Genomic DNA, 13,971 nt, shown 5'->3' with positions numbered 1-13,971 from the left:
TGTGTACGACGTGTCGATGGACGGGGGTGGTTGCCCAGGACGACGATGTGGGCATGAAGGCGCTCGTGAAGGCCGAGGCTCGGCCCGGTCTGTGGTTGCAGGATGTTCCGGAGCCGAAGATCGAGGCCGACGAAGTACTGATCAAGGTACTCCGGACCGGCTTGTGCGGCACCGACCTGCACATCCAGAACTGGGACCCGTGGGCCCAGAAGAACGTCCCGGTCCCGATGGTCACCGGCCACGAGTTCTGCGGCGAGGTGGTCGAGATCGGCGTCGGCGTACGCGACGTCGCGGTCGGCGACCTGGTCAGCGGTGAGGGGCACCTGGTGTGCGGCCGCTGCCGCAACTGCCGGGCCGGCCGCCGGCACCTGTGCATCAAGACCCGCGGCCTCGGCGTCCACGTACCGGGTGCGTTCGCGGAGTACGTCGCGCTCCCGGCGATGAACGCGTGGGTGCACAAGGACCCGGTGGACCTCGACGTCGCCGCGATCTTCGACCCGTTCGGCAACGCGGTCCACACGGCGCTGTCGTTCCCACTCGTCGGCGAGGACGTTCTGATCACCGGCGCCGGCCCGATCGGCGTGATGGCCGCCGCGGTCGCCCTGCACGCGGGTGCGCGGAACGTGGTGATCACCGACCTGTCGGAGTACCGGCTGGACCTGGCCCGGAAGATCGGCGTCACCCGCGCGGTGAACGTCGCCGAGGAGACGATCGCGCAGGCGCAGCAGAGCCTCGGGATGCGCGAGGGCTTCGACGTCGGGATGGAGATGTCCGGGCAGCCGGCCGCGCTCCGCGACATGCTCGCGAACATGACCCACGGCGGGAAGGTCGCGATGCTCGGCCTGCCGTCCGACGAGATCGCGATCGACTGGGGCACGGTGGTGCTCAACATGCTGACGATCAAGGGCATCTACGGGCGGGAGATGTTCGAGACCTGGTACTCGATGTCGGTGATGCTCGAACGCGGCCTTGACCTGACGCCGGTGATCACCCACCGGTTCGGGTACGGCGACTTCGAGCGCGCGTTCGACGTCGCGCGCCAGGGGCAGTGCGGCAAGGTGATCATGGACTGGACGACGGAATCCCTGGAGGAGAAGCACTGATGTTCGCATCGATGCGGGACGATTTGACGACCACCATCGGCGAGATCCGGGACGCCGGGCTGTACAAGTCCGAGCGGGTGATCACCTCGCCACAGCAGGCACTGATCTCGGTTGCCACCGGCAACGAAGTATTGAACTTCTGCGCGAACAACTACCTCGGCCTGTCCGACCACCCGGAGGTTGTCGCGGCGGCCAAGGACGCCCTGGACCGCTGGGGATTCGGGCTGTCGTCGGTCCGGTTCATCTGCGGTACGCAGCAGATCCACAAGGACCTGGAAGGTGCCCTGAGCAACTTCCTCGGCACCGAGGACACGATCCTCTACAGCTCCTGCTTCGACGCGAACGGCGGCCTCTTCGAGACCCTGCTCGGGGCCGCGGACGCGATCATCTCCGACGAGCTCAACCACGCCAGCATCATCGACGGCGTCCGGCTCTCGAAGGCCAAGCGGTACCGCTACAAGAACCGCGACATGGCCGATCTCGAGGCCCAGCTCAAGGACGCGGCGGACGCGCGGTACCGGCTGATCGCCACCGACGGCGTGTTCTCGATGGACGGGTACGTCGCGCCACTGGACGAGATCTGCGACCTGGCCGAGCGCTACGACGCGCTGGTGATGGTCGACGACTCGCACGCGGTCGGCTTCGTCGGCGACGACGGTGCGGGCACGCCGTCGCTGTTCGGCGTGCAGGACCGCGTCGACATCGTCACCGGGACGCTCGGCAAGGCACTCGGCGGCGCCTCCGGTGGATACGTATCCGCCCGCCGCGAGATCGTGGAGCTGCTGCGGCAGCGTTCCCGCCCGTACCTGTTCTCGAACTCGCTGGCCCCGTCGGTGACGGCTGCCTCCCTGAAGGCGCTCGAGCTGATCGGCGGCTCCAGCGACCTCCGCGACAAGCTCACCGCGAACACCAAGCTCTTCCGCACCAAGATGACCGAGGCCGGCTTCGACGTGCTGCCCGGCGACCACCCGATCGCCCCGGTGATGATCGGCGACGCCGCCGCAGCCGGCCGCCTGGCCGACAAGCTCCTCGACCTGGGCATCTACGTGATCGGCTTCTCGTACCCCGTGGTCCCCCAAGGCAAGGCCCGCATCCGCGTCCAACTCTCCGCGGCCCACTCCACCGAAGACGTAGAACGCGCCATCACAGCCTTCACCGAGGCCCGAGCCGCGCTCAGCTGAGCAGCTCAGCCGGATCCAGCCGGTACCAGTCGGGGCCGACGAAGAAATGCAGCGCCGGCCCCCGTCCGACGACCTCGGCGCCGACCATCGAGCCGCCGTCGGGGCGCACCACCCGGTACTCGCGATCGACCTGGACGTATCCGTCCGCGAGCCGTCCGACGACGAGCCGATCCGCGTCGTCGCCGTACCCGCCGTAGAAGGCGACAGCGTCCCTGCGGATCGCGACCGCCTTCGCGCCCTGCACGGTGTTGCCAAAGGACCTGACCGTCGTACCGCGTAGTTCGACCAGTGGGAAGTCTGTGTAGTAGCAGCTCCACGCAGCCTCGCCGTCGACGTTCAGCGCGTAGCAATCGGCGATGTCCAGCTCGAAGACATCCGGCTCGGCCTCGAGCTGCGGCGTGAAGCGAACGAGGCCGGGTGCCCCGATCGGTTCGGTGCCGTCGCCGGACCCCCAGCCGTAGTTGCCGAACACGCCCTCGTCGAAGTACCCGACCCAGACCGCACCGGACGGCGTGGCGAGCACGTGCTGGATCCCGTCGCCGAAGAGCCCGTGCCCGACCGGCCGCCCGCCCGCGTCGTACAGGATCGCGTTCGGGGGCGTGCGGTCCTGGCCGCGCCGTGCCCGCGGAGCGACAATCAGGAACCCTCCGCCGGGCATCGGCTGCACCATCGGAAAGGTCAGCGAGAGTCCGGCGATCTCGATCTCCTGCACCAGGTCCGGTGCGTGGATCGTCGCCCGTACCGGAAGCGGCCGAGCGAGCCGGTCGACCGGGAAGCTGGCGCCACCCGGGCCAGTTTCGCGCCCATGAAACTGCGGAGCGTCCGCAGCGGAAGCCCACAGCGCACCCGCCTCCCCCGCCGCGCCGACCGACACCGCGACAAGTTCGGCGCCCGCACTGCTCGGTTCCAGTCTCCCGATGGACATCGCCGCCACCGGAACGCGCTTGTGCTGCTTGCGCCACTTCATCCGGCAATTGTCCATGTCCTCGGGCAGGATGCCGGTATGGCGGTGATGAGTGGGCGGGCTGTTAATCGGGCGACGTTGGCTCGGCAGTTGTTGTTGGGGCGGGAGGCGGTGCCGGCCGGTGAGGTGGTGGGGCGGCTGGTGGGGATGCAGGGGCAGGAGGCCAAGCATCCGTACGTCGGGTTGTGGTCGCGGATCGACGGGTTCGAGGAGGGCGAGCTGGATCGGGCCGTCCGCGAGCGCGAGGTCGTCCGCGGGACGATGTTCCGGGGCACGTTGCATCTGGTGACTGCCGCGGACTATCTGCGGTTCCGTACGACGGTGGCGCCGGTGCTCGAGGCGGTGTTGAAGGTGCTGGGCGACCGCGGCGCGGGACTCGAGCCGGACAAGGTGGTCGCCGCGGCGAAGAAGCTGCTCGCGAAGGAACCGCTGACCTTCACCGAGGTCCGCGACGCACTGCAACAACAGTTCCCGGATGTGAACGAGCGCGCCCTCGGGTTCTGTACGCGGATGCTCGTGCCGCTCGTGATGCACCCCGCCGACGTCCGCTGGTCCTGGACCGCGAACTCACGCTTCACCCCCGCGGAGGACTGGATCGGCAAGAAGCTGCACGCGAAGGCCGAGGCCACCGAGCTCGTCACGCGATACCTGCAGGCGTTCGGCCCGGCCACGCCCGCGGACTTCCAGACCTGGTCCGGGCTGCCGAAGGCGAAGCCGTTGTTCGACGAGCTCGATCTGGTGACATTGACCGACGACGCGGGCAAGACGCTGTACGACGTACCGGATGCGCCGCGACCGGATGCAGACACACCGGCGCCGGTGTGCTTCCTCCCGGAGTTCGACAACCTCCTGCTCTCGCACGCGAAACGCGAGCGGATCATCGCCGACGAACACAAGCCGGCCGTCTTCACCAAGAACCTCCGCGTCAAGGCGACGTACACCGTGGACGGCCTGGTCGCGGGGCTCTGGACGAGCGAGAAGAAGCGTGGTGTGGCCACTCTCACGCTGACGCCGTTCGGCCGGACGCTCAAGAAGACGCAGGCGGAGCTGGAGCGTGAGGGCAGCGGGCTGATCCGGTTCCTGGAGCCGGACGCTAAGTCGTTCGGCGTGGTTACGGACGGTTAATGAGGTTGTTGTCACACGTCAGAGGACTGGGCCGGAAACCATTTGCCGGGTGGAATAGCCAGATGAGTACAGTCCCCTCAATCACTCTGGACAACGGCGTCGAGATCCCGCAGCTGGGCCTGGGGGTCTGGCAGGTCGAGGACGCGATCGTCACCGATGTGGTCACGACGGCCTTCGAGACCGGCTACCGGCATGTCGACACCGCCGCGATCTACGGCAACGAGGCCGGCGTCGGCCGCGCCATCGCCGCCGCCGGCATCCCGCGGGACGAGCTGTTCGTCACCACCAAGGTGTGGAACTCCGACCAGGGCTACGACAGCACGCTGAAGGCGTTCGACACCAGCCTGGCGAAGCTCGGCCTGGAGACCGTCGACCTCTACCTGATCCACTGGCAGTCGCTGCAGCGCGATCTGTACGTCGACACCTGGAAGGCGCTCGAGCAGCTGTACGCCGACAAGCGGGTGCGCGCGATCGGCGTCTCGAACTTCCACGAGCCGGCGCTCCGGCGGCTCTTCGAGGAGACCTCGATCCGCCCCGCGGTGAACCAGATCGAGCTGCACCCGGCGCTCCCGCAGGACGAGCTGCGCGCGTTCAACGCCGAGAACGACATCGTCACCCAGGCGTGGAGCCCGCTCGCGTCCGGTCAGCTGCTCGGCAGCCCGGCGCTGGAGACGATCGGCACGAAGTACGGCAAGTCGCCGGCCCAGGTGATGATCCGCTGGCACCTGCAGCTCGGCAACGTGGTGATCCCGAAGACGATCACCCCGAGCCGGATCAAGGAGAACTTCGAGGTCTTCGACTTCCGCCTCGACAACGACGACATGGCCGCGATCGCCGACCTGGAGACCGGGCAGCGCACCGGCGGCGACCCCGACATCTTCGGCTGATCCCACCCCGGCGCGCCCCCACCCGGCGCGGTCAGACGAACGGACCCGCGCCCCCGCGCTCCACCGCCGCCGCCCCGCTCCCATTTGCCTGGCAGACCCACACATTTGCCTGGCAGACCCACGAAATTCGGGGTTCTACACCGGTAACCACGGTGCAGAACCCCGAATTTGCCTGGCCCACCAGGCAAATTCGCGCGGGGCTGGTCCGCCTTGGTGACGGCGCGGCGTCCTCGGTACGGGCATCGGGGCCGGCACCTGGACGGGCCAGTGGCGCGCGTGCGGACCGGCAGCAGCACATAGGCAGGTTGCGCTGTGTGGATGTGGGGTCGGGCATGGTTGGGGTTTTCGCGCTCAGCGCGTGCATGAGGTTTGCGCTGAGGGCGTGCAGGAGGTTTGCGCGCTCAGCGGGCGGATGGGGCGGTTTGGATCAGGTCGAGGAAGCGGGCCAGGGCCGGGGAGCGGTTGTCGGGAGACCAGACGACGGAGAGCTGCCAGGTCGGAAGGCCGTCGGACAACTCGCGGTAGACGACCGTGTCCGGGTTCGACGGTGGCGTCGGGCCGATCAGGAGTGAGATGCCGAGCCCGGCCGCGACCAGCGACACGATGGTCTGTACGTCGGCAGCGTCCTGCTCGATCCGCGGCGTGAACCCGGCCGCGCGGCAGAACCCGACGATCGTGTCGTACACCGCCGGGCCGCTCGGCCGCGAGTAGAACACGAACGGCTGGTCCCCAAGGTCCGCGAGCCGCAGCCGCTTCCGCCGCGCCAGCCGATGCCGCGCCGGCAACGCCACCACCAACCGGTCCTCCGCCACCACCCGCGACGTCAGCCCCACCCCGCTCAACCCCACGACGCCGGCGGTCGGAGTGGTCGGGCGCATGAGGCCCACGTCGATTCGGCCGTCGCGGAGGGCTTCGGTCTGCCGGAGCGTTGTCCACGACTCCAGGTCCAGGACGACCTCGGGGTACGTCTGCCGGAAGACGCCGAGCAACCGCGGCAGCGCCTCGAAGGTTGCCGACTGCACGAACCGCAGCCGGAGCGTCCCGAGCTCGCCGCGTTGCGTCCGCTGCGCCGTACGTACCGCCTCGTCCGACCGCCGCAGCAGATCCTGCGCGTCCGCGAGGAACGTCGCCCCCGCCGCCGTCAGTACGAACCGGCGCTTCACCCGGGCGAACAACTCCACCCCGAGGTCGTGCTCGAGCGCAGCGATCTGCCGGCTGAGCGACGGCTGCGTGAGATGCAGCCGGAGCGCCGCGCGCCCGACGTTCAGCTCCTCGGCAACGACCACGAACGACCTGAGCTGGCGCAGTTCCATGGCATCAATCATGCACCAGACGCATCAACTCTGCGCATAACTTTCATTGGACGTATCAAGGTCGGGTTTCTTACCGTCGAAGGGTCGAAAGGAAACACCGTGCACTACGTACCCTTCTCAGTGATCAAGTCGATCCACGAACAGACCCATTCCGCGATGCCGGACGCCCCGATCCGTCCGTACGTCCCGAAGCAGCACCCGATCCGCGACGCCGTCCGCCGGTGGCGCGCCCGCCGTACTCGGCCCGAGATCGAGCTGACCCTGATCGAGAGCCCGGAGGACCTGTGCCAAGCTGAGGTCCGTGATCGAGGTACGGCGCCTGCGGGTGTTGCGCGCGCTTGCTGACCACGGGACCGTGACGGCGGCCGCCGAGGTGCTGCATCTGACGCCCTCGGCGGTCTCCCAGCAACTGGCGGCCCTGGAGACCGAGGTCGGCCAGGAACTGCTCGAACGCCGCGGCCGCCGGGTCGCCATCACCTCCGCCGGCCGCCTGCTGCTCACTCACGCCGACACGATCCTCGCCGAGGTCGAACGGGCCGAGGACGCGATGCGGCTGCACGCGAACGGTGCGAACGGCGAGGTCCGGGTCGTTGCCTTCGCCACCGCAATCACTCTCCTGGTGGCACCGGCCCTGACCCGGCTGCGCGAGACCAGCCCCGGGCTCAATCTCGTCGTCCGCGACGCCGAGGGCCATCAAGGCATCACCCACCTGCTCGACGGTGACGCCGACCTCGCGATCGCCGTCGAGCATCGCGGCTCCCCACGGCCGGACGACCAGCGCCTGGCCCGGATCCCCTTGTACGCCGAGCCTTTCGTCGCGGTCCTCCCACGCGACCATCCGGCGGCCGGCCAGCAGACGCTCGAGCTGAGCGTGCTGTCGAACGACGACTGGGTGATGACCGCGCCCGGCAACCCGATCCGCGACGTCGTCCTGCTCGCCTGCGAACAGGCCGGGTTCCAGCCACGGATCGTTCATCAGTCCGACGACTTCCGCGCAGTCGCCGCCCTGGTCGCGGCCGGCGGCGGTGTCTCACTCGTCCCGCGCCTCGCCGTACCGGAACCGACCCGCGCGCGGATCCTCCCACTTGCCGACCCTGCCCCCACACGCCGCGTGTACGCCGCCGTCCGCACCAGCCGCGCCGAACATCCACTCATCACGGCAACCCTCGCCGTACTGACCGAGGTCGCCGAAAAGCTCTAGTTGGAGATCACCACGGTCTTGCGGGTCAGTGCAGCGTTGTCGATCGCGTTGAGCACGTACGTGGCAACATCGGCGCGGGTGATCGTGAAGCCGCCGCGGACGGTGCCCTCGGTGTTGCTGCGGATGGTGCCCTTCGCGGAGCCGTTGGTGAGCATCGGCGGGCACACGATCGTCCAGTCCAGCGGTCCGGCACCGATCAGCTCCTCCATCCGCCGGGCGTCCGCGAACGACTCGCGCAGGATCCGCTGGAGGATGGGCTTCACGACGTACTTCGTGAACGGTCCGTCTCCACGGGTGTGAATCCCGGCGACGCTGACCAGTACGAGTCGCCGTACGTCGCTCTCGCTCATCGCCTGCAGGATGCTCGCAGCGCTCGACTCCATCACGTCGCTCGGGCCCTTCGGACGCGGGCCGAGCGCGGACAGTACGGCATCGTGGCCGGGGAGCAGCGGTGCGATCGCCTGTGGATCCATCACGTCCGCGGTCACCACCTCGGTCAGCCCACCCGCCACGCCGGCCCGCGCCGCCACCAGCCGGAGCTCAGGTAGTGGCACCTGCAGGCTCGAACCCTCGCGGACCACTGCGGTCACGGCGTGCCCCGCCGCCACCGCTTGCCGTACCAGCTCGGTCCCGATTCGTCCTGACGCGCCGAACACCAGCAGCTTCATCGCCGATCCCTCCCGGTTAGTAAACACTCACTCACCATGGTTAGTGAACACTCACCAACCTGTCAAGCTAGAGTTCGGGCATGGGGACCAGGGACGAGATTCTGGACGCGGCCGCCGAGGTGCTGCGGACGCAGGGCTATGCGCGGGCGACCACCCGATCGATCGCGCAGGTCGCCGGATACTCCGAGGCCGCGCTCTACAAGCACTTCGCGGACAAGTCCGCGATCCTGCTCGCGGTCATCCACGAGCGGATGCCAGAACTCCCCGGCTCGCTGAAGGAGCTGATCGGCAACCCGGGCAGCGGAACGGTCCGCGGCAATCTGACCCGGCTGGCCCGCCTGGCGATCGACTTCTACGTCCAGGGTTTCCCGATCCTGGTGTCACTGTTCTCGTCCCGCGAACTGCTCAGCGCGCACCGGCTCCGCCTCCAGGAGCTGAACGCGGGCCCGCACCGGGCGCAGGAAGGCCTGGTCCGCTACCTGCGCGAGGAGCAGAAGCTCGGACGGATCCGGCGGACCGCGGATGTTCCGGCCGCGGCGGCCTTGCTGTTCGGGGCGTGCTTCCAGCGCGGGTTCGAGGTCAACTTCACGGGGATCACGCCCTCGGACGAAGAGACGAACAAGTACGCGGCTGCGCTCGGCAAGACGCTCTACGAATCGCTACGCCCGGCGGCGGCCGTCCAGGCCAACGGTTGAGACCCGCGCGATCAGTGCCCGCGGCGTGAAGCGGGCGGCGGCCGCGATCAGCTTGTAGCGGCGGCTCGGGATCGAGATCGCCTTGCCACGCATCAGGTCCTTCCAGGCCGCGTCGACCAGGTCGGTCGCGTCCAGCCACATGAACGACGGGATGAGCGACTTGTCCATCCCCATCCGTTCGTGGAACTCGGTGTGCACGAACCCCGGGCAGAGCGCCATCACCGCCACGCCCTTGGCGTGTAGTCCGGTCGCGAGCCCGGCTGAGAAGCTGGTCACCCAGGCCTTGTGCGCGCTGTAGATGTTGCGCTGCAGAAAACCGGCGACCGAGGACACGTTGACCACGGCGCCCGATCCGCGTTCGATCATCGGCAGTACGGCGGCGTGCGTGAGCCGCAGTACGACCCGGACGAGCAGGTCCAGCTGCTTCTCCTCGACGTCGACCGGGTTCTCCCAGAACGGTTTCTTCTGCCCGAAGCCGGCGTTGTTCACCACGACCTCGACCGGTCCGGTCCGGAAGCGTTCCTCGACGCGGGCGAGATCGTCGGCGTCGGTCAGGTCCGCGGCGAGCACCTCGCACTCGACACCGTGCAGCCGCGTGACCTCGGCCGCGACCTCTTTCAGCCGCGCCTCGTCCCGCGACACCAGCACCAGGTCGTACCCCTCCAGCGCCAGCTTGTCCGCGAACGCCCGGCCGATCCCGGTCGTCGGCCCGGTCACGAGCGCAGTCGGCATGCTTCCAGCCCTCCGTCGATGACACCTTCAGTCTGTCACTACATTGGCAGGGTGCTGGTTGACATCGACACCTGGGTCCTCGACCTCGACAACACGCTGTACCCACCCGCCATCGGTCTTGCGGACCAGATGAACGTCCGCATTCGCGCCTACCTGACCAAGCTCTTCGACGCCGACGAAGGCGAGACCCGCCGGCTCCAGGCTCAGTTGGTCGCGGAGCACGGGACGACGCTGCGCGGCCTGATGAACAACCACGGCATCGACCCGCACGACTACCTCGCGTGGGAACACACCATCGACTACTCAGTACTGACCCCGGACCCAGCGCTGACGTCCGCGCTCGGGGGGCTGCCGGGGGTGCGGTACGTGTACACGAACGGTTCGGCGTACCACGCCGAGCAGGTGCTCACCCGGCTCGGATTGACCGACCACGTCGACGGCGTGTTCGACATCCTCGCCGGTGAGCTGGTCCCGAAGCCGTACGCGGCGAGCCTGGACGCGTTCCTCACCCGGTTCGGGATCGACCCGGAGCGGGCCGCGATGTTCGACGATCTCGAGGTGAACCTCACGTTGCCGCACGAGCGTGGGATGACGACGGTCTGGGTGTCCGGGGGGACGCCGTACGAGCAGCTCGCCGACCGGCGGTGGCGAGCCTCGGACCTGCCGGAGTTCCTGCGCGCAAACGTCTGATGAATCATCGCGCCACGGGCTGACCCCACGCGGGCGCCGGGTGGATGTGACCAGAAGTGGTCTGAGGACTTACTCTTCAGGGGGAGGTGACGGATGGCTGCTACGGACAAGGCGCTGGCGGGGTTGCGGCAGATGATCGCGTCCGGGGAGCTCGGGCCGGGGGCGAAGTTCCCGCCCGAGCCGGAGTTGTGCGATCACCTGGGCGTGTCCCGGAGCTCGTTGCGCGAGGCGGTCCGGTCGCTCGGAGCGCTCGGCGTGATCGAGTCCCGGCACGGCTCGGGGACGTACGTGTCGGCGCTCGACCCGGCCGCGATCATCAGCCGGTTCTCGCTGTCGGTGGAGCTGATCCCGCTCGAGGGCGTGCTGGAGCTCCTCGAGGTACGGCGGGTGCTCGAGTCGCACGCCACCGCCGCTGCGGCCGCGCGCCAGGACCCGGACCTCGCGACCCGGTTGAGCGCGCTGCTCGACCGGCTCGAGTCGATCACCGACGCGACGGAGATCCAGCACCTGGACTGGGAGTTCCACAGCATGATCTGCGTGGCCGGCGGGAACCCGACCGTCACCGCGCTCACGGACGTGATCCGTGGCCGCGGCGGGCACTACCGGATCTTCGATCCGGGTGTCGACTTCGACGCGATCAAGCAGACCAGCGACCGCGGGCACCGCGCGATCCTCGCCGCGATCCAGACCCGCGACCCGGCGGCCGCCGCAACCGCGGCCTCCGCCCACATCGCCCAGACCGAGGTCTGGCTCCGCGCCCTCCGCCCGGTCCCGCAGCCGGCCCTGCCGTGACCTGGAGCCTCCGGCCCGCGACCGTTGACGACCTCGAGGACCTCGCCGAACTCCGCGCTGTCGTCATGCGCCCGGACCTCGAACGTCTCGGCCGCTACGACCCGCACCGCGTCCAGCAACGGTTGCGCGACGCCTACACACCGCAACACACCCGGATCATCGAGATCGACAGCGATCTGGCCGGCTCGATCACGCTCCGCCCCGCCGCCGCCCCGGACCCGCAAAGCACCCCCGGCGCCGGGCGGGGTTCGGACCGCCGCGCGGACCGGCGCACTAGCCCAGGTGCGGACCGCGGCGCGGACCGGGGTGACGGGGTTCGATGGCTGGAGCACTTCTATCTCGCCCCGCGCCACCAGGGGCGCGGTGTCGGGTCCGCCGTACTCCGCTCGGTGCTGGAGCAGGCGGGCACCGACATCTGGCTGAACGTCCTGCAGGGCAGCCCGGCCCGCAAGCTGTACGAGAGGCACGGCTTCGTCGTGGCGAGCGAGGACCCGGTCGACGTCTTCATGGTCCGGGACGCGGATCCCCAGGCCATCACAATCAGCTGATCCCGGCGCCCTCCCGCTCAGCCTCGCCGGTGGCGGCCGATTGTGATGGCCTGGGGGTCCGGAAGGCGAGCGCGAGCACGATCGCGCCGACGAGTACGAACCCGGCGGCGACCGCGGCCGCGACGTGCATCGCGTGCACGAACGTGTCGTTCGCCGTCTGCACCAGTTCGGGCCGGTGCAGCACGCCGGCCGCGTGACGAGTCGTCTCCGCCGACGTACCGATCGCCTCGCTGTTCGGCAGGCCGGCGAGCGACGGCGCGATCCGGTGCTGGTACGTCGACGACACGATCGTCCCGAGTACGGCGACGCCGAGCACGCTGCCGACCTGACGCAGGGCGTTGTTGACCGCGGAGCCGGCACCCATCCGATCCATCGGGAGCGTCGCCATCACGGCCGCGGTGGTGGGCGCGACGGTCATGCCGATCGCGAGACCGGCCAGGCCGCCGATGATCCCGATCACGATCAGCGAGGTGTCGACGTCGTACAGGAGGTTCGCCGCGAAGCACAGCGAGAGCGTCAGGATCGCCGTACCGGACACCTTGGCGACACCGAGACGTGCGGCGATCCGGGCACCGAGGGGCGCACCAACGATCACACCGACAGCGCCCGGCAGCGACATCAAGCCGGCGTGCAGAGCGCTCATCCCGCGCGCACCCTGCAGGTAGAACGCCAGGTAAAAGCCCTGCCCGGTAATGGTGAGGAAGACGGCCGCCAGCGAGAAGTTGCCTGCCGCGAACCGGCGGTTGCGGAACAGTCGCGGATCGAAGCTCGGGTCGTGCTCGCGGGCTTCGGAGTACAGGAAGCCGGCGAGCAGAACCAGACCGGCAGCGATGCTCGCCCACACCTGCCAGCGATCCCAGCCGCCTTGGTGGCCGCCCTCGATCAGGCCGTACGACAGCCCGAGCAGACCGAACGTGGACAGGCCGAGGCCGAGCGGGTCGAGACGGCGGCGTTGCGGACTGCGCGGATTCGGGAGCACGACGGCCGCGCCGATCAGGCCGAACACGACGAGCGGCAGGTTGATGGTGAAGACCGAGCCCCACCAGAAGTGGTCGATCAGCAGACCGCCGAGCACCGGTCCGACGGCAACCCCGACACCCGCGGACGAGGACCAGATCGCGATCGCGCCGGCCCGGCGTTCCGGTGGGAAGGTCCAGCCGATGATCGCCATCGACGTCGGCATGATCAGCGCGCCACCGAGCCCCATCGTGGCGCGGGCGAGGATCAGGCCGGTCGGGTCGGCGGCCCATGCGGCCCAGGCGGAAGCGATGCCGAAGATCAGCAGGCCGAGCATCAGAACCGTGCGGTGGCCGTAGCGGTCGCCGAGCGCGCCGGCGAGGAACAGGGCGGTGGCGAAGAGCAGCGAGTAGATGCCGACCGCCCACTGGAGCTGGCCGGGTGTGGCGCCGAGACCGTCGACGGGATCGGCGAGGCGTTCGAGAGCAATGCCGAGAACGGTCGAGTCGATCCAGATCAGCACGGCCGAGACGACCAGGATGGACAGGATGCGACGTTGCCGTGGGGGGTCGATCGTAGACACGAGGTCTCCTATAATTGACAGGACCCTGACGAGGATTCCGATGATCCTCGATTGACAGGAACCTGTCAATCGCCTTTTCGGCAGAATGTGGGCATGGACGTCAACGACGAGACCGGCTGTGTGACCTTTCTGGTGCGGCACGCCTGGCTGAGCATGCGGTCCGCGCTCGCGGCCGCGCTCGACGAGCACGGGCTGTCGGTGCAGCAGTACGGGACGCTGCTGTGCGTCCGGGAGGCGCCCGGCCTGACCGTCGCCGAGGTCGGTCGCGTGGTCGGTACGACGCGGCAGTCAGCGAACGAGCTGATCACCGGCATGGAGCGCGCCGGCCTCGTCGAGCGGCGCCCGAACCCCAAGGACCGCCGTACCCAGCAGGTCCACCTCACCGCGGGCGGCGAACGTCGCCTGGCCGAGGCGGCCCCCGCGATCCGCAAGGTCGAGAACGAGCTCGAAGCCGCCTTCAGCCGGCCCGACCGCGCCACCGCGCGAGCCTGGCTTGCACACATGGTCACCGCGGTCGAGGGTTAGGCAGACG

General features: G+C 69.0%; 16 protein-coding genes. 11 read left to right on the top strand and 5 right to left on the bottom strand.

Annotated elements, in window-relative coordinates:
- The first annotated feature begins 53 nt into the window (after positions 1 to 53).
- The gene (gene tdh / locus ACGFI6_RS12380; RefSeq protein WP_393117711.1) at positions 54 to 1,103 is read left to right on the top strand and encodes an L-threonine 3-dehydrogenase; all 1,050 of its coding nucleotides are present in this window, start codon (positions 54 to 56) and stop codon (positions 1,101 to 1,103) included.
- Positions 1,103 to 2,284: a glycine C-acetyltransferase gene (locus ACGFI6_RS12375; protein WP_393117709.1), complete on the top strand. Its 1,182-nt coding sequence runs from the start codon at positions 1,103 to 1,105 to the stop codon at positions 2,282 to 2,284. Before tdh ends, ACGFI6_RS12375 begins: the two co-directional genes overlap by 1 nt.
- On the opposite strand, the gene ACGFI6_RS12370 is transcribed toward ACGFI6_RS12375, so the two are convergent.
- The gene (locus tag ACGFI6_RS12370) at positions 2,277 to 3,251 is read right to left on the bottom strand and encodes a hypothetical protein (RefSeq protein ID WP_393117708.1); all 975 of its coding nucleotides are present in this window, start codon (positions 3,249 to 3,251) and stop codon (positions 2,277 to 2,279) included. The two genes, ACGFI6_RS12375 and ACGFI6_RS12370, sit on opposite strands and share 8 nt — an antisense overlap.
- A gap of 36 nt (positions 3,252 to 3,287) precedes the next feature.
- Between ACGFI6_RS12370 and ACGFI6_RS12365 the strand changes: the two genes are divergently transcribed.
- Both ACGFI6_RS12365 and ACGFI6_RS12360 read left to right on the top strand, forming a co-directional pair.
- A complete protein-coding gene (locus tag ACGFI6_RS12365; RefSeq protein ID WP_393117706.1) occupies positions 3,288 to 4,373 on the top strand; it encodes a winged helix DNA-binding domain-containing protein in 1,086 nt (361 codons plus the stop codon).
- A 62-nt stretch (positions 4,374 to 4,435) separates the two neighbouring features.
- On the top strand, positions 4,436 to 5,260 hold the full coding sequence (locus tag ACGFI6_RS12360; protein WP_393117704.1) for an aldo/keto reductase: 825 nt from the start codon (positions 4,436 to 4,438) through the stop codon (positions 5,258 to 5,260).
- 401 nt (positions 5,261 to 5,661) lie between these two features.
- On the opposite strand, the gene ACGFI6_RS12355 is transcribed toward ACGFI6_RS12360, so the two are convergent.
- Positions 5,662 to 6,573: a LysR substrate-binding domain-containing protein gene (locus ACGFI6_RS12355; protein ID WP_393117702.1), complete on the bottom strand. Its 912-nt coding sequence runs from the start codon at positions 6,571 to 6,573 to the stop codon at positions 5,662 to 5,664.
- Positions 6,574 to 6,672: 99 nt separating this feature from the next.
- Between ACGFI6_RS12355 and ACGFI6_RS12350 the strand changes: the two genes are divergently transcribed.
- Positions 6,673 to 6,918: a hypothetical protein gene (locus ACGFI6_RS12350; RefSeq protein ID WP_393117700.1), complete on the top strand. Its 246-nt coding sequence runs from the start codon at positions 6,673 to 6,675 to the stop codon at positions 6,916 to 6,918.
- Positions 6,875 to 7,774, top strand: coding sequence for a LysR family transcriptional regulator (locus tag ACGFI6_RS12345; RefSeq protein WP_393117699.1), 900 nt, complete (start codon positions 6,875 to 6,877; stop codon positions 7,772 to 7,774). Before ACGFI6_RS12350 ends, ACGFI6_RS12345 begins: the two co-directional genes overlap by 44 nt.
- On the opposite strand, the gene ACGFI6_RS12340 is transcribed toward ACGFI6_RS12345, so the two are convergent.
- The gene (locus ACGFI6_RS12340; protein ID WP_393117697.1) at positions 7,771 to 8,442 is read right to left on the bottom strand and encodes an NAD(P)-dependent oxidoreductase; all 672 of its coding nucleotides are present in this window, start codon (positions 8,440 to 8,442) and stop codon (positions 7,771 to 7,773) included. The genes ACGFI6_RS12345 and ACGFI6_RS12340 overlap by 4 nt on opposite strands.
- Positions 8,443 to 8,522: 80 nt before the next feature.
- Here ACGFI6_RS12340 and ACGFI6_RS12335 point away from each other — a divergent pair, with 80 nt between their 5' ends.
- Positions 8,523 to 9,137, top strand: coding sequence for a TetR/AcrR family transcriptional regulator (locus ACGFI6_RS12335; protein WP_393117696.1), 615 nt, complete (start codon positions 8,523 to 8,525; stop codon positions 9,135 to 9,137).
- Here the strand turns inward: ACGFI6_RS12335 and ACGFI6_RS12330 are convergent.
- Positions 9,102 to 9,869 carry an SDR family NAD(P)-dependent oxidoreductase gene (locus ACGFI6_RS12330; protein ID WP_393117695.1) on the bottom strand — a complete coding sequence of 256 codons (768 nt, stop codon included), beginning with the start codon at positions 9,867 to 9,869 and terminating at the stop codon, positions 9,102 to 9,104. The genes ACGFI6_RS12335 and ACGFI6_RS12330 overlap by 36 nt on opposite strands.
- A gap of 51 nt (positions 9,870 to 9,920) precedes the next feature.
- Here ACGFI6_RS12330 and ACGFI6_RS12325 point away from each other — a divergent pair, with 51 nt between their 5' ends.
- The 3 genes from ACGFI6_RS12325 to ACGFI6_RS12315 all read left to right on the top strand — a co-directional run bounded on the left by ACGFI6_RS12325 (position 9,921) and on the right by ACGFI6_RS12315 (position 11,899).
- The gene (locus ACGFI6_RS12325; protein ID WP_393117693.1) at positions 9,921 to 10,559 is read left to right on the top strand and encodes a pyrimidine 5'-nucleotidase; all 639 of its coding nucleotides are present in this window, start codon (positions 9,921 to 9,923) and stop codon (positions 10,557 to 10,559) included.
- A 93-nt stretch (positions 10,560 to 10,652) separates the two neighbouring features.
- Positions 10,653 to 11,351: a FadR/GntR family transcriptional regulator gene (locus ACGFI6_RS12320; protein WP_393117691.1), complete on the top strand. Its 699-nt coding sequence runs from the start codon at positions 10,653 to 10,655 to the stop codon at positions 11,349 to 11,351.
- Positions 11,348 to 11,899 (top strand): GNAT family N-acetyltransferase, encoded by a 552-nt coding sequence (locus ACGFI6_RS12315; RefSeq protein ID WP_393117689.1) that lies wholly within the window; start codon positions 11,348 to 11,350, stop codon positions 11,897 to 11,899. Before ACGFI6_RS12320 ends, ACGFI6_RS12315 begins: the two co-directional genes overlap by 4 nt.
- Here the strand turns inward: ACGFI6_RS12315 and ACGFI6_RS12310 are convergent.
- Positions 11,892 to 13,439 (bottom strand): MFS transporter, encoded by a 1,548-nt coding sequence (locus ACGFI6_RS12310; RefSeq protein ID WP_393117687.1) that lies wholly within the window; start codon positions 13,437 to 13,439, stop codon positions 11,892 to 11,894. The two genes, ACGFI6_RS12315 and ACGFI6_RS12310, sit on opposite strands and share 8 nt — an antisense overlap.
- Before the next feature lie 93 nt (positions 13,440 to 13,532).
- On the opposite strand from ACGFI6_RS12310, the gene ACGFI6_RS12305 reads away from it, so the two are divergent.
- Entirely contained in the window at positions 13,533 to 13,964 is a 432-nt protein-coding gene (locus ACGFI6_RS12305) for a MarR family winged helix-turn-helix transcriptional regulator (protein ID WP_393117685.1), read from the top strand.
- Positions 13,965 to 13,971: the final 7 nt, after the last annotated feature.

This window comes from Kribbella sp. NPDC048928 (genome assembly GCF_043197975.1).
GTDB lineage: Bacteria > Actinomycetota > Actinomycetes > Propionibacteriales > Kribbellaceae > Kribbella.
This window is presented reverse-complemented; position numbering and strand designations above follow the sequence as displayed.

Excerpts from the sequence above, each read along its gene's own strand:
- ACGFI6_RS12305 (WP_393117685.1), top strand. The coding sequence starts at position 13,533 with ATGGACGTCAACGACGAGACCGGCTGTGTGACCTTTCTGGTGCGGCAC.
- ACGFI6_RS12320 (WP_393117691.1), top strand. The coding sequence starts at position 10,653 with ATGGCTGCTACGGACAAGGCGCTGGCGGGGTTGCGGCAGATGATCGCG.
- ACGFI6_RS12375 (WP_393117709.1), top strand. The coding sequence starts at position 1,103 with ATGTTCGCATCGATGCGGGACGATTTGACGACCACCATCGGCGAGATC.
- tdh (WP_393117711.1), top strand. The coding sequence starts at position 54 with ATGAAGGCGCTCGTGAAGGCCGAGGCTCGGCCCGGTCTGTGGTTGCAG.
- ACGFI6_RS12365 (WP_393117706.1), top strand. The coding sequence starts at position 3,288 with ATGGCGGTGATGAGTGGGCGGGCTGTTAATCGGGCGACGTTGGCTCGG.
- ACGFI6_RS12335 (WP_393117696.1), top strand. The coding sequence starts at position 8,523 with ATGGGGACCAGGGACGAGATTCTGGACGCGGCCGCCGAGGTGCTGCGG.
- ACGFI6_RS12330 (WP_393117695.1), bottom strand. The coding sequence starts at position 9,869 with ATGCCGACTGCGCTCGTGACCGGGCCGACGACCGGGATCGGCCGGGCG.
- ACGFI6_RS12355 (WP_393117702.1), bottom strand. The coding sequence starts at position 6,573 with ATGGAACTGCGCCAGCTCAGGTCGTTCGTGGTCGTTGCCGAGGAGCTG.
- ACGFI6_RS12340 (WP_393117697.1), bottom strand. The coding sequence starts at position 8,442 with ATGAAGCTGCTGGTGTTCGGCGCGTCAGGACGAATCGGGACCGAGCTG.
- ACGFI6_RS12370 (WP_393117708.1), bottom strand. The coding sequence starts at position 3,251 with ATGAAGTGGCGCAAGCAGCACAAGCGCGTTCCGGTGGCGGCGATGTCC.
- ACGFI6_RS12360 (WP_393117704.1), top strand. The coding sequence starts at position 4,436 with ATGAGTACAGTCCCCTCAATCACTCTGGACAACGGCGTCGAGATCCCG.